Origin of the sequence: Rhodovastum atsumiense (assembly GCF_937425535.1) — a bacterium.
Lineage (GTDB): Bacteria > Pseudomonadota > Alphaproteobacteria > Acetobacterales > Acetobacteraceae > Rhodovastum > Rhodovastum atsumiense.
Genome location: NZ_OW485602.1, coordinates 87,577 through 102,529, shown reverse-complemented (window position 1 = coordinate 102,529; position 14,953 = coordinate 87,577). Strand labels below are relative to the sequence as shown.

Genomic DNA, 14,953 nt, shown 5'->3' with positions numbered 1-14,953 from the left:
GCGTGCTGCCGCGTACTCGCATCCCCGTGGCCATTGAATCTTCCGAAACCGACGACAACGCCCAACAGGCGCAGAAGAGCCGCCTGGTTCTCGCCTCGGGACACCTGTTTGCGACCGCACGGTTGGATCGCACATTGATCATGACACAGCGCGTTCTCCGACATGTCCGCACCGTGGCACGGCACCCCAGGCAAAGCCGACCGCGAAAGCCGGCGCGAGACCACCCATGAGCGCCGGGACCGCCGCGGACGATCCGGTTCGTGAGGTAACCGGCCTGCCCGCCCTGGAAATCCTGGAACGTTGCCGGCGGATCCGGCAGACACGTGCAGCCGGCGCATCGCTACGGTCATCTCCGTCGGTCTCCCCTGCCGAAAGCCCGTCCGTTCCGGTTGCGCATGAAGGCTGGCGGATGGTCGACTTCGGCAGGGGTACCAACGCCGATTTCGTCCAGGCCGTGCATCTGGCCCTGCTCGGGCGCACGCCAGCCGAGACTGAAGCGGCGCGGCGAATCCGGGAACTGCGACTGGGCATGACACGCATGGAAATCATCCTGCGTGTGGCGCTCTCCCCGGAAGGCCGGCGGACAGCCCCCCTGCACCTGACGGGCGTGCTGCTTCCGGTCCTGGTGTGGTTCGCCCGGCAGATCGATCGCGCGACCCGGATCCGCGGCGTGGGATATACGTTGCACGTTCTGTTCAATCGCCGCGATGGCGCCATTGTACGGCTATGGCGTGCCGTACGGCGCAGCATCGAACTGATCTTTGCTCTTCCACTGATCGGCTCGATCCTTGAGTTGGCAACGGGCCTGTTGCGGGTTGGACGGATGCGGCGAGAGCTCGCGGACCTGAGGGAGGAGCTGCAACGATTGAAGGGCGAGCGGTCACGATAATGCGCGTGTATTATTGGATCCATCATACCGGTGGCTATGACGGCAACACGGGCGTGCAACGGGTCGTGCGCGGCCTTGCTGACGCCCTGCTGCAGCGCGGCTGCGAGATCGTGCCAGTTTGTTGGTGCAACGAACGCGAGGCAATCGTGCATGCCGGACGCTCCCAGGTCGAAGGGCTCGCGCAGTTCGGCGGCCCGACCCTGGCAGCAGGCCCGGAAGAAGAAGAGCCAATCCATCTGGCCGCCGCGGATCACGACCGGCTGGATGGTGCGTGGTTGCTGCTGCCGGAAGTCCCGCACGTGGCCGGCGACGTCTCGCCCAATCCAGTGGTCGCGTTCGATTATGCCCGCTATCATGGGTTGCGCTGTGCCGCGATATTCTATGACCTGATCCCCTTGCGGCACGCCGGCTATGAATCGCTGGCAGGGGACCATGCGCGCTATGCACGCGCGCTTGCCGGCACGGATCTGGTGCTGGCGATTTCCGCTGCCGCGGCGCAGGATCTGCAGCGCTGGTGGGACGAACATGACTTCGATTCTGCCCGCCTGCCACGTGTGCTGCCGTTGCCGCTGCCGGCGGAAATGACCAGGGTGCCGCGTGTGACGGTGCCGGCCACACCGGCCGCATCGCCCGTACGCTTCCTGTCGCTTGGCACCCTCGAGCCGCGCAAGAATCAGCTGAACGCCATGAGGGCCTTTGCTCGCCTGTGTGCCAGGCGCGGCGACCTTGATCTCCGTTTCGACCTGGTAGGTGCCATCCATCCGGCCGTGGCCGTCGACGTACACGACATCGCAGCGCATGAAACGCGCATTCGGCTGCATGGCTTCCTGCCCGATGCCGAGATGCGCAGCCTGATGGAGCAATGCCACGCCACGGTTTTCCTTTCCTTGATGGAAGGATATGGCTTGCCGGTGGCCGAAAGCCTGTGGCTTGGCAAACCTTGTCTCTGCTCGGATCATGGATCGGTCGCGGAAATCGCCGCGGACGGTGGCTGCTTCATGGTGGATGCGCGCGATCCCGCGGCAATCGAAGAGGGCTTCGAGCGGCTGGCGGAGGATGCGGACTTGCGGGCGCGGCTGACGATGCACGCCTGCCATCGCGAACTGCGGCGATGGGTCGACTATGGCGAAGCGGTGGCGCGGGCTCTCTGCACCGCCCCGGCGCTCGACCGTCTCGTCGTTATCGAAGGCCCGCAAGAGAGGGCGGCGGCATATGACGCCCTGGTCGATTCTGGTACCCGGATCCGGCACCTGCATTGGCGCCCGGACTCGCAATCCCTGTTGCCCGGGCACTTCGGGGAAGCCGAACAACCGCAGCCCGGCGCGGGATATCTGCAAGGCGACTGGGCAATCCTGCCGGAAGGCGCGGCGTCCACCCCACAGGAGGCCGCGATGATCATCGCCATCGCACGGACCCTGGGACTGAAGGTGGCGCTCGAGGCCGAGGCGGCGACCGCGCCGGCGCTGCTGGCCGCGGCGGATGTGGCACTGTTCCCCGACGAGCTGGCACGCAGCGCCGCGTTGGCGGCAGCACTGCGTGAATTGCCGAAGACCGCGATGCTGCGCTCGCGCATGCGGGTCGGGCACGGCGCCGCCGCGCTGGCCGCCATCGCCGCCGACCGCGCGCGCACTGCCGCCGCCGGATCATTGCAGGTACCGCGCCGCGTGTACTACTGGGTCGGACTGACGGTCACGCAGCCCTTCAATACCGGGGTGCAGCGCGTCACCCGTCTGCTGGCGGCCGCCCTGGAACGGCGCGGCGTGGAGGTCGTCCCGGTGACCTGGGACGAGGCCACGAAACGCATGGTGCATATCTCGCCGGACCAGGCGGAGCACCTGGCCCGCTGGAACGGACCGATCGCTGCCGGGTCGCAGGCACTGGCGGAAGACCTGGCTGGCGAGTGGCTGCTGCTGCCGGAAATCACGGTTCCGGTCGTCCCGCCGGGATCGAACGTTGCCGAGCTTGGCCGGTCGCTCGGGATGCGTGTCGCGGCCATTTTCTACGACATGATTCCGCACAAAATGCCGGAAATCTATTCATCCGAATCGCTCGCCAATATGCGCGCTTTTTGGAAAACCTTTCATTTTGTCGATGTCGCCTTGCCAATTTCGTGGACAGCGGCTGCCGACCTGGCCCGTTACATGGTCGGTTCGGACATGCGCCTGCCCCCGCTCATTCCGTGCCCGCTCGCAGGCGATGTCGGGAGTATCCCGCGCGCCACGACTGCGGCCAGCACACGGACGCCGGGCGAGCCATTAAAGCTCCTCGCGGTTGGCACCTGGGAGCCGCGCAAGAACTATCCTCGCCTGCTGCGTGCCCTGGCAATGGCGCAGGCACACAGTAAGCGCCAGATCCATCTCACGCTTGTGGGACAGAAGGTCGCTTATGAGGATCTGAATTCCGAGATTGAGGCTCTGGCGAACACCGCCTCGGTCGCGCTTGTCGGCCATGTATCCGACGCGGAATTGATGCAGTTCTATGCCAGCAGTGATGCCACGGTGTTTGCCTCCTGGGAGGAAGGCTTTGGCCTGCCGGTGCTGGAAAGCCTCTGGCATGGACGCCCCTGCCTCTGTCACAGCGGTTCGGCGATGGCCGAGGTGGCAGCGGGACCAGGTACGCTCGGCGTTGACATGCTCAATGAGGAAGCAATCCTCGCCGGCTTGCTGCGTCTCGCGTGTGAACCCGGTTTGCTGGAAGCGCTCGGCCGTGGCGCCCTGCAGCGGCCGATCCGCAACTGGGACGAATATGCCGACGATGTCCTCTGCGCCCTTGCCCGCATCGGCAGCCCGCCAGGCTGGCCACTGCCGGCCATTGCCCGGCATCGGCCGCTGCTCACCTGTGCCATCACCACCTACAACCGGGCGCCCTGGCTCCGGCACAGCCTACCCCGGCTGCTGGAGGCCACGCGACCGTGGCGAGACGTGGTCGAAGTCGTTGTCTGCGACAACGCCTCCACGGACGACACGCCGGATGTGGTCGCCGCCTTCCGGGGTGAAGCCGGCTTTGCCGCGCACCGCAATGCGGTCAATGTCGGCATGCTGGGCAATCTGGGTGCGACCGCGCGCCATTCCCGTGGCGCGTTCGTCTGGCTTCTCGGAGACGACGACCTGCTGTTGACCGGCGCGATGGAGAATGTGCTGGAGGGTCTGGCCGCCCATCCCGAAGTCGAGATGGCCTACATGAACTACGCATACACCCACTTCGACGCCCCGGAGCAACTGGCCGACGCGGAAGAGATCATCGCGGCCGCAACGCCGATCGGGGCCGGCGGCGCCAACCGGCGCGTGGCGGCGCTGCGGGACGTGGCGGGCCTGAATGAGAACCTTTTCACCGCCATCTATGCGTGTGCGTTCCGCCGCGATCATGCGCTGCGCGCCTACCAACTGGATACACGCGGCAGCCCGTTCAGCTCGCTTGCGACCTGCGTGCCCTCATCCGTCTATGCGTTGGCGGCCCTGCAGGACCGGCCGGCATGGTGGGTCGGCGAACCAGCCGTGGTGGTGAACATGAATGTCTCATGGCTGCGCTGGGCCTTGCTGTGGCACCTGGAGCGCATGCCCGACCTGTTCGAGGAGGCCGAGCGGCGCGGCATCGATCCCGCCCGGCTCGACCGCTACCGGCTGCAGCATCTGGTGGAAGCAGAACTCTGGGTACGGGCCGCCTATTTCGAGGCGGAGGATGCCATCCGGGTGAACTTCTCGCTGGCACGCCTGATCGAAAGGTGCAAGCACCTGCCTGAATTCCGCACGCGCCATCTGCAAGGGGTCTGCCGGGCCTATGCCGAGGCGTGGGCTGCCGGGCGCGTGGTCGCCGACGCCATGCCGCCCGAGCAGTTGTTCGAGGCCTACGGGATTGCCGGGCTCCTGCGCATGGGAGAAGGCGACGCGCCCCATCCCGCGGCCGCGACGCAGAGTCGTCGCAGCATCGTCGAGCTCTGAGCGGTGCCTGCCAGGGTCTGGCGGCCGGCGCGGGAACGGATCCACATGCGCCGGTCCATCGTGATGCGGACCACATGACCGGAGGCGGATGGGTGCTGCCATTCATGCTGTCTTACGCGCAGAACTACGAGGATGTGGTGCTGAGGCGCGTCTTCGCCGATCGTGAGACCGGCTTCTACGTCGATGTCGGCGCGTGCGATCCCCTGGAGGACAGTGTCACGCACCACTTCTCCATGCAGGGCTGGCATGGCGTGAACATCGAGCCCGACGCGCGCCTGCATGCGGCCCTCGTCGCCGCGCGACCCCGGGACGTCAACCTGCATGCGGCCATCGGGCCGGAGTTCGGGCGTGCCGGCTTCTTCCCGACGGCCACCCGCGGCCATGGTACGCTCAGGGCGGACATTGCCGCGACCCGCTCGGCCGCCCCGGCGGAAGAGGTTCCGCAGCTTCCCCTTGGCCATGTGTTCGCCAGCTACGTCCCGGACTCCGGCGTGGACTTCCTGAAGATCGACGTCGAAGGGTCGGAGGCCGTGGTGATTGCCTCCGCCGACTGGAAGCAGGTCCGCCCGAGGATCATCCTGGTCGAGGCCGTCGACGCCGAGGGACGGCCGACCCATGCGGACTGGGAACCGCGGCTGCTGGAGGCAGGCTACCGCTTCGGTCTGTTCGACGGCCTGAACCGCTTCTATTGCCGGGACGAGGATGCGGACCAGTTGCTGCCGCGCCTGAGCGCGCCCGCGAGCGTGCTGGATCATTTCCGCCTGGCCAGGGAGGTGCGCGGCAGTGACGCCGAACACGCCCGCGCGGCAGCATTGACGGAGGAGCTGGCCCAGGCACGGGATGCGTGGGCGCGGCGGGAGGCCGAGCTTGCAGCGGCGCTGGCCACCGAGCAGGCCGCGCATGGCCACGCGCTATCGGCCTGTGCCGCCGAGGAGGCGGCCCATGCCAGGACCCGCGCGGAGGTGTCCGCCCAGCAGACGGCCCTCACCCGGACCCGCACGGAGCTGTCCGTCGAACGGGCGGCCCTTGCCCGGGCCCGCACGGAGTTGTCCGCCGAGCAAGTGGTTCATGCCCGGACCCGCACGGAACTGTCCGCCGAAAGGGCGGCCCACGCCCAGACCCGGACGGCGCTCGCCGACGCGCAGGCCGTCCATGCCGGCACCGAGGCCAGGCTGGGCCTGGAGCAGGCTGCGCATGCCCGCTCACGTGCCGAGTTGGCGGCCGTCTACACTTCCACGTGCTGGCGGATCACCGCCCCACTCCGCGACACCGTGTATTTCAGCCGGCTGCTGCGCCGGGGCGGCGTGTAGGGGGCCTCGGGCTGGCCGCGCCGGTCGGGAATTGTACGGGGGCTTGGCTTCCGGACACGGCGTATGGCCCGCCCTGGCGGCCGACGGCTTCTTCGCGATGAACTGACCAGTTCCACGGCGACGGATCTGACCGCACGCCGCGCCGGACTCCGCTGCAGCGTGACCGGGGCCGAGGATACGCCGCTGCTTTGCAGCCCGTCTCCATGTAAAAATGCATGGATCTGCAAAGCTGTATTTCCAGGACTGTGCCAAATTTCATTCACGAGCAATGAACATCAGGCATGCCGCAGCAGTAGGCTATCTTAAGGCATCGAGGCGAATTAGTAAATTTTTACTAAAAACAACCAAAAATAAAATACTCGCTATATAGAAATAGATAATGATTCATTTCGTCTAAATTGCTAGACCATATGCACATCTTAAAAATATTGTTTTATTGTACATAACTATATTTCGCGACAAATTATCTTTACTGTGATCCAGTTCGGTGGAATATATCTGCGCCAGCCTAACGCTATACTTCTATCAAGTTAAAATGTGCGGATTGTGTAATATTATGCCAAGGCACATCTCGCGCGCCAAGACAAACATGCCGCATCCAGCACTGCGCTTTGGATTCCGTAGGGGCAGTGACTAGCTGCCAGATAACTCCCGAATCTCTACTTAGCTGGAACATACGTCCAACCTATCCGTCCGATGCCCCAGGTCAGGGCGAGTGCAAGGGTCGAAACAATGGCGACAACTGCTGATACCATCGCTAGTTACTACACGAACATTCTTGCCCGCACCGGGTCCCCCAGCGAAATCGCGAACTGGGTCGCTGTAGTCAATAGTGGCGCCCTGACACTCGATCAGGTACGCAATGCATTCGTCACCTCACCTGAGGCGCAAAATACCGTTTCCCCTATCATTCAAATTTATCAGGCGGAACTAGGCCGGGCGCCAGATCAGGCAGGTCTGACCAACTGGGTTGCTGCTGCAAGAACCATGCCGCTCCAGCAAATCGCAGCAGCCATCGCGGGCTCGGCTGAAGGTCGAGCGTATTATGGTAATCCAAGTACAGTTAATCAGGCCTTCCTGACAGCTCTGTATCAGACTGTACTTGGCCGTTCGCCGGATACGGCGGGCCTGACAGGCTGGCTGAATTCCGGACTTAGCCCGGCGCAGATCCAGTATGCGTTCGCGGTCTCCCCTGAAGCCGTGGCACGTGTCACCCCGGCTGTTAACACTTTCCTTAATACAGTTGGGCAAGGCACTACGAGTGCCTATGGAACCACATTATACACTAGCGCCACAGTAGCCGGGCAGACCTTTACGCTCACGACCGGAATTAATAACTTTACCGGTGGTGCCGGTGACGACCGGTTTGATGGTTCGACGGCTAATTCGCTCAATTCAAGCGATTCGCTCAGCGGTGGCAGCGGAAACGATACCCTGACCGCCACGCTGAGTTCAGTGACGGTTCGCCCAACTTTATCGGGCATCGAAAGAATTGAAATTACATCTACTGCCAGCACGACAACTCTCGATCTCTCCAACAGTAGTGGCTACACCACACTGGTTAACGAGAGCAGTCTTGCCAATAATGTAACATTCCAAAATATAGGCAATGCCGCTGCTGCATTTTATATAAACAATTCCAGCGCAACAACAACATTAAATTATACAAATGCATCCTTGTCATCTAGTGCTGATGTTGCTGCCATCACGGTCAATGGAGACACCGGCACTCTCACACTGACCAAAACAGCCGGCACTAACACCTTGGAAGCCATAACCCTGACTGCCAGCGGGGTTGACAGTAACCTGACACTGAACACAACAGCAATTGGTCAAACGAGCGTAACGGTAGGTGGTGACGCGGCCAATCTGGGTCTTACATTGGTAGGATCGCCAACCTCCGTCAATGCCAGCTCCTATTCAGGCAATGCCACCATCAACGCAAGTGCCGTTACATCTGGCGTAGCAATCACGGCAGGAAACGGTACCGACGTCATTACCGCTGGAACTGGCGCCGATAAGCTTGCTGGTGGTGACGGAAACGATACCTTCAAGTTCGCGAACGCTGCGCTGACCAGCGCCGACACCATCGCGGGCGGTACCGGCAACGATACCCTCGCCATGACAGACGCTGGAGCTGTCGCCGATTCTGTGTTCACCAACGTGACCAGCGTCGAGACGTTCACAACGAGCACCGCAAACACTGCTCTTAGTCTGACGCTCGGAGCCCTGGCGAACGCGTCTGGTCTCACGACCGTCACCGGCAGCGGCACCGGCGCTGACGCGATCACCGTGGGTTCCGGCTTCACCAATGCCCTGACGGTGAACATCGGCACTGGTGACGACAACGTCGATGGCTCGGCATCCACGGCCGCTCTGACGGTTGCAGCAGCCGCCGCATCGATCACCGCCAATGATACCCTCAAGGGCGGCACCGGATCGACCGACGCGCTCAGCCTGACTGCTGATGGCGACGCAACAGGCGCAGCCTTCGGCGGCAGTGTCAGTGGCTTCGAGACCATCAACGTGGTCGCTTCCGCCACGCCGACCCAGGGAATCAAGATCACCACCAATAATGCGATGGTGACCGACAACACCGGCACCCTGACGGTAAATGCCACTGCCCTGACGAACAGCAGCGCAGCCCTGACCTTCACTTCCAATGAAAGCAGCACCGCCACGATCAACGTGACCGGCGGCGCCGGCAACGATGTACTGACGGCCGGCACCGAAAAGTCCAACTACGCTGGCGGCGCTGGAGACGACACCTTCAACTTCACCAGTACACAACTGACCAGTGCTGATACCGTCGCAGGCGGTACCGGCAACGATACCCTCGCCATATCGGACAACGGCGCGGTTACCGATGCCGCCTTTACCAACATAACCAGTGTCGAGAAGCTGACTCAAAGTACCACGAACACTGATCTTAGTCTGACGCTCGGAGCCCTGGCGAACGCGTCTGGCCTCACGACCATCACGGGCAACGGCACCGGCGCCAACGTGATCACCGTGGGTTCCGGCTTCACCAATGCCCTGACGGTGAACATCGGTACTGGCGCCGACAACGTCGATGGTTCGGCATCCGCGGCCGCTCTGACGGTTGCAGCAGCCGCCGGATCGATCGCCGCCAGTGATACCCTCAAGGGCGGCACCGGATCGACCGACGTAATCAGCCTGACCGCCGACGCCGGCACAGCGACCTTCGGCTCCAGTGTCAGCGGCTTCGAGACCATCAAAGTGGTCGCCTCCGCCACGCCGACCCAGGGTCTCACGATCGCCACCAATAATGCGATGGTGACCGACAACACCGGTACCCTGACGGTGAATGCCACTGCCCTGACGAACAGCAGCGCAGCCCTGACCTTCACTTCCAATGAAAACAGCACCGCCACGATCAACGTGACCGGCGGCGCCGGCAACGATGTACTGACGGCCGGCACCGAAAAGTCCAACTACGTCGGCGGCGCTGGAGACGACACCTTCAACTTCACCAGCACACAACTGACCAGTGCTGATACCGTCGCAGGCGGTACCGGCAACGATACCCTCGCCATATCGGACACCGGCGCGGTTGCCGATGCCGCCTTTACCAACATAACCAGTGTCGAGAAGCTGACTCAAAGTGGCTCGAACAATCTTCTCAACGTAACGCTGGGAGCCTTGGCGAACGCCGCCGGCCTCACAACCATCACGGGCAACGGCACCGGTGCTGACGTGATCACCGTGGGCTCCGGCTTCACCAATGCCCTGACGGTGAACATCGGCACTGGCAACGACAGCGTCGATGGCTCGGCATCCGCGGCCGCTCTGACGGTTGCAGCAGCCGCCGCATCAATCACCGCCAGTGATACCCTCAAGGGCGGCACCGGATCGGCCGACGTAATCAGCCTGACCGCCGACACCGGAACAGCGACCTTCGGCGGCAACGTCAGTGGCTTCGAAACCATCAATGTGGTCGCTTCCGCCACGCCGACCCAGGGTCTCACGATCAGCCTGAATGACGCCATGCTTGCCGAAGCTGGCACATTGACGGTGAATGCGTCCGCCCTGACAAACAGCAGTGCGGCTCTGACTCTGAGCTCCGGTGAAGCTACCGGCCAGACCAACACACTGGTTGTCACGGGCGGTGCTGGCAATGACTCGATTACCGGCGGCACTGAAAAATCGAACTTCTCTGGCGGCAGCGGAGACGACACCTTTATCTTCGCTAACGCCAATCTGACCAGTTCCGACACCGTTGCGGGGGGGAGCGGCAATGATACCCTCGCGGTGACAACCGCTGCCGTCATTGCCGACGCCGTTTTCACCGGCGTGACCAGTGTCGAGACATTGAAGCAGAACACCTCGGCTACCGTCCTCAGTGTGACACTGGGAGCCCTGGCGAACGCCTCCGGCCTCACCACAGTTACCGGCAGCGATACTGCAAACGACGTGATCACCGTAGGCGCCGGCTTCACCAATGCCCTGACGGTGAACCTCGGCACCGGCGCTGACAGCGTCGACGGCTCGGCATCCGCAGCCACGCTGACGGTCGCCGCCGCCGCGGCATCGATTACCTCCGCCGATACTCTCAAGGGAGGCACCGGATCGGCCGACGTGCTCAGCCTGACCGCCGATAACAACGCAACAGGCGCGGCCTTCGGCAGCAACGTCAGTGGCTTCGAAACCATCAATGTGGTCAAGAATAGTAATAATACCATCAAGATCACAACCAATGACGCGATGGTGGCGGCGAGCGGCAGTCTGAATGTCAACGCCGCAACTCTGACAGGCGGCACGGCGACGCTTACCTTCGATGGCAGCGCCGAGACAACGACGACGGCAACGGTCAGCGTCACAGGCGGCGAAGGCAACGACAGCCTGACCGGTGGCGCCAGCATGGACAGCCTGACCGGCGGCCTTGGCAACGACACGCTCACCGGTAATGCCGGGGCCGATACTTTGACCGGCGGCACGGGCTCTGACCTGTTTGTTTACAACAGCGTCAGTGATTCCAATGGTGCCAGCGGAACTGACAGTGTCACTGACTTCACCAGCGGCACGGATAAGTTCCAATTCGCGTTGGACTACAGCAGCCAAGTCTCCGGTGTCACGGTCAACGCAACGCGGGTATCGGCTGGCGTGGCTGGAATCACCGCAGCCCAGACCGCTCTCTCGGGCGAACGTGGTCAGTACATATACGACACGACAAACAGCAAGTTGTATGTCAATGTTAACAACGATAATCTGATCACGACGCAGGATTACGCGGTTGGTGTGAACCCTGCGGCGACGGCGGCCAACACGATTGCTGATGGTGACCTGAACTTCTCCATCACGGGCGGCAGTGGAGCCGACACCATCGTGGCCGGTGGCGGCAACGACACCATCACCGCCGGGACCGGTGCGGACTCGATGACCGGCGGCTCGGGAGCCGATACTTTTGTAACCGGTATAGCCGGTCAGTCGGTTGCCGCCTCGACAACCAGCCTGAGCGCGACGATCACCAACAACGATACGCTGACTTTCGGCAATGGCGTTGACATCATCAGTGACTTTGTCACTGGCACCGACAAGATCGACGTTACAAACGCCGGCGCCAGTCCCACCGACCTTATCAGCGCCACCGCGGCAACGGCATTGAACAATGGGACGACATATTCGATGCTTGGCACCTATGACTCGACAACGAAGATCTTTACTGTCAATAGCGCGGCGAGCGGTGCCAACGTCGCGACGTTGGTCGTTGTAGGCAATGGCGGTTTCACGGCGGCTAACACGACCGGCTATACGCTGCTGAAGGGCGTGTCAACTTTAGCAGCCGGTGACTTTGTCTGAGTACTTCGTGCGTCCTGGATAACACCCTGGCGCCAGAAGCACCCTGCCCCTGAGAGGGCAGGGTGTCTTCTTGAAAGCTTATGAGCTGTGACAAACGCCGAGGGACTCCAGCCATATCCACGCGCACCTTTCTGCACGGCGGCTGCGAACCCAAGTGCAAGGACAAGACAACGAAAACTCTCGCCGGGATGGAGTGGCGGGAACGACGGTTGGACATCGATCCATCGGTACAACCCGATATCGTCCGCAGCATGACACAGTCAGCCCGGTCGCCATTTGACGGCGTGACCATGTGCCGCATCTCGATCTGTGCGGCTAGGAGACGCAGCGCCCGGCTACCGAAGTGACATTACGTAGGCTGGTTATCAGGCAGTTTCCGATATCACGATCAGAACGGATCATCGTATCGCCTGGATCGACGATCGAGGCCAATACGCAATGCCGGTGATGACTGCTGGTCCCACTGGCTGCTGCGGCGACGAAGATCTCCATGGGAGATGAACGAAGGGTGAGCACTCTGCATGAGCTCATTGACCAGACCCTGCGCCAGCATCTGGATGCCTCCGCTCTGCTTTCGGAAAAACTCAACACCGTCCTGCGCCTGCTTTGTAAGTACCGGGCGACCCTGATCCAGAACACTCTCATCCAGCACTGCGGTTTAGCCGTGCTGGACGGCCCCTTCCAGGGCATGCAATTCGTTTCCCACTCGGCCGAAGGGTGCCACGTCCCCAAGCTGCTAGGCTGCTACGAGGCGGAACTGCACGCCCATATCCTGGCGGCAGTGGGTCGCGGCTACGAGGTGGTGATCAATATCGGCGCGGCGGAGGGCTACTACGCCGTCGGCCTGGCCCGACTGATGCCGGCAACCATTGTGTATGCCTATGACAGCAATATCGCGGCGCGACAGATGTGCCAGGATCTGGCCGAGCACAACGGCGTGGCTGAACGGGTGAGCATCGGCGGTGTGTTCCAGGGCGAGGATTTCGCACGCTTCATCGGACGGAAGGCACTCGTGCTGTGCGACATCGAAGGCAGCGAGACGGATCTGCTTGATCCCCGACGCTATCCCGTCCTGCAAGGCATGGACATCATCGTTGAATTGCATGACACGCCCCAAGCAAAACCAAGCAAGGAAATCCCGGATCGCTTCCGTGCCACGCACGCGATCACCATGATCCGGCAGGGCGGTCGGTCAGTGAAACTGCCCCGATTCTTCGAGACACTTGGCCATCTGGACCAATTGCTGGCGGTCTGGGAGTGGCGCTCGGGACCAACGCCGTGGGCGGTGATGCTCGGTCGGGAGGTGGCATGAGCACCAGGGTGCCCCAATGAGCAACGCCGGTCCGGCCAATGCCGCCATCCATTTCCAACCCGACGGCTACCATACCGACGGGCCGAAGTTGATGGGCCGACAGGCCGCCGGCAGCGGCTTCCTGCACGGTCTCTTCCGCCATGCCGGTGTCGAGGCATTCTATTGTCATGCACCGGGTCCAAAGGACGCCCAGGACTTTGCCGCCCTGGCGGCCGCTACGGGCGCCAGGGCACCGGTGCGCTGGATTGCCTCCAGCCACCCCGCGGCTTTGGGCGCACCCGGCTGCCTGTATCTTCCAGGCCCCGGCCTCGGCCCTTACGCCTTTGAGCGGCTGCGCGTCGGCGAACGGGCCTATTCGCTGTGCGGCGTTACCCATACCACTGCCTCGCACGCCGCCATGGACGCCATCACCGACCTGCTCATTGCGCCGCTGCGTGCCTGGGACGCGCTGGTGTGCACCTCGCGCGCAGTGCGCGACACCGTGCGGCACTTGCTACAGGCACAAGCCGAGTATCTGCGCTGGCGTCTCGGCGCCACTCGCTTCGAGCCGCCGCAGCTTCCGTTGATCCCGCTTGGCGTCGATTGCGCCGGACATGGCACCGATGCAGCGGGACGCGCGGAAGCCAGGGGGCGGCTCGGCATCGCCGCGGACGATCTGGTGGTGCTGTTCGTGGGCCGGCTGAGCTTCCACGCCAAGGCGCATCCGTTGCCGATGTATCTGGCGCTGGAGCGTGCCGCCGGAGGCAGGCGCATGCATCTGCTGCAGATCGGGTGGTTTGCCAATAACGCCATCGAAGCAGCATTCCGCGACGCCGGGCGACTGCTCGCCCCATCGGTCAACCTGATCTTTTTGGACGGTCGCGACACAGCACAGAAAGCCACCGGCTGGGCCGCGGCGGACGTATTCTGCTCGCTCGCCGACAACATGCAGGAAACCTTCGGGCTGACGCCGATCGAGGCGATGGCCGCCGGGTTGCCGGTGGTGGTTTCCGACTGGGATGGCTACCGCGACAGCGTGCGCGACGGCATCGATGGCTTTCTGATCCCTACCATCATGCCCCCCCCACCGCTCGGTGTCGATCTGGCGGCGCGGTATGAACGCGGCACGGACAGCTACGACCTGTATTGCGGCCATGCGAGCCAATTGGTCGCGGTGGACACCGCGGCAGCCGAGGCAGCATTCAGGCGCCTGTTTGTCGACGCCTCACTGCGCCAGCAGATGGGCGAGGCCGGCCGGGCGCGCGCAGAAGCCCTGTATGACTGGCGGCATGTGATCGCGGCCTATCAGGCGCTGTGGACGGAACTGGCGGAACGCCGGCGCAGCGATCCTGATTTCGCCGACCGCCCTGCCCCGGCGGCCAACCCCGCCCGTCCCGATCCGCTCGCCGCCTTCATCTCCTATCCCACCACCCTGCTCGGCGATCGCCACATGGCACAACTGGCACCCGGTACCGACGCTGCCGTGTTGACTGCGCGCCGCACCCTGGCGATGGTCAGCTACGCACAGGCGATCTTTCCCCCCGAAGAGGATGTCCAGATGGTCATCGATCTGCTGGGAGAGCGGCCATGGCGCGTGGACGCACTGCTTGCCCGGCTGCCGCCAGACCGCCAGGGCGCCATGGCGCGTGGCCTGGTGTGGCTGCACAAACTCGACGTGATCCGGCTGTCAGCGTCGACATGAGGA

6 protein-coding genes are annotated in these 14,953 nt (G+C 63.1%); all 6 read left to right on the top strand.

The annotated features are described in order from the left end of the window. Window positions 1-226 precede the first annotated feature (226 nt). The 6 genes from NBY65_RS29500 to NBY65_RS29475 all read left to right on the top strand — a co-directional run bounded on the left by NBY65_RS29500 (window position 227) and on the right by NBY65_RS29475 (window position 14,950). Window positions 227-889, top strand: coding sequence for a hypothetical protein (locus tag NBY65_RS29500; RefSeq protein ID WP_250265838.1), 663 nt, complete (start codon window positions 227-229; stop codon window positions 887-889). Window positions 890-894: 5 nt separating this feature from the next. Next, a complete protein-coding gene (locus NBY65_RS29495) occupies window positions 895-4,827 on the top strand; it encodes a glycosyltransferase (protein WP_250265836.1) in 3,933 nt (1,310 codons plus the stop codon). A 74-nt stretch (window positions 4,828-4,901) separates the two neighbouring features. After that, window positions 4,902-6,137 carry an FkbM family methyltransferase gene (locus tag NBY65_RS29490; protein ID WP_250265835.1) on the top strand — a complete coding sequence of 412 codons (1,236 nt, stop codon included), beginning with the start codon at window positions 4,902-4,904 and terminating at the stop codon, window positions 6,135-6,137. Between the two features lie 732 nt (window positions 6,138-6,869). Then, complete coding sequence (locus NBY65_RS29485) at window positions 6,870-11,957, top strand: DUF4214 domain-containing protein (RefSeq protein WP_250265834.1); 5,088 nt, start codon at window positions 6,870-6,872, stop codon at window positions 11,955-11,957. A gap of 508 nt (window positions 11,958-12,465) precedes the next feature. Further along, window positions 12,466-13,269 carry a hypothetical protein gene (locus NBY65_RS29480; RefSeq protein ID WP_250265833.1) on the top strand — a complete coding sequence of 268 codons (804 nt, stop codon included), beginning with the start codon at window positions 12,466-12,468 and terminating at the stop codon, window positions 13,267-13,269. Window positions 13,270-13,285: 16 nt separating this feature from the next. Beyond that, window positions 13,286-14,950: a glycosyltransferase family 4 protein gene (locus NBY65_RS29475; RefSeq protein WP_250265832.1), complete on the top strand. Its 1,665-nt coding sequence runs from the start codon at window positions 13,286-13,288 to the stop codon at window positions 14,948-14,950. The last annotated feature ends 3 nt before the right edge of the window (window positions 14,951-14,953 follow it).

Excerpts from the sequence above, each read along its gene's own strand:
- NBY65_RS29485 (WP_250265834.1), top strand. The coding sequence starts at position 6,870 with ATGGCGACAACTGCTGATACCATCGCTAGTTACTACACGAACATTCTT.
- NBY65_RS29490 (WP_250265835.1), top strand. The coding sequence starts at position 4,902 with ATGACCGGAGGCGGATGGGTGCTGCCATTCATGCTGTCTTACGCGCAG.
- NBY65_RS29475 (WP_250265832.1), top strand. The coding sequence starts at position 13,286 with ATGAGCAACGCCGGTCCGGCCAATGCCGCCATCCATTTCCAACCCGAC.
- NBY65_RS29500 (WP_250265838.1), top strand. The coding sequence starts at position 227 with ATGAGCGCCGGGACCGCCGCGGACGATCCGGTTCGTGAGGTAACCGGC.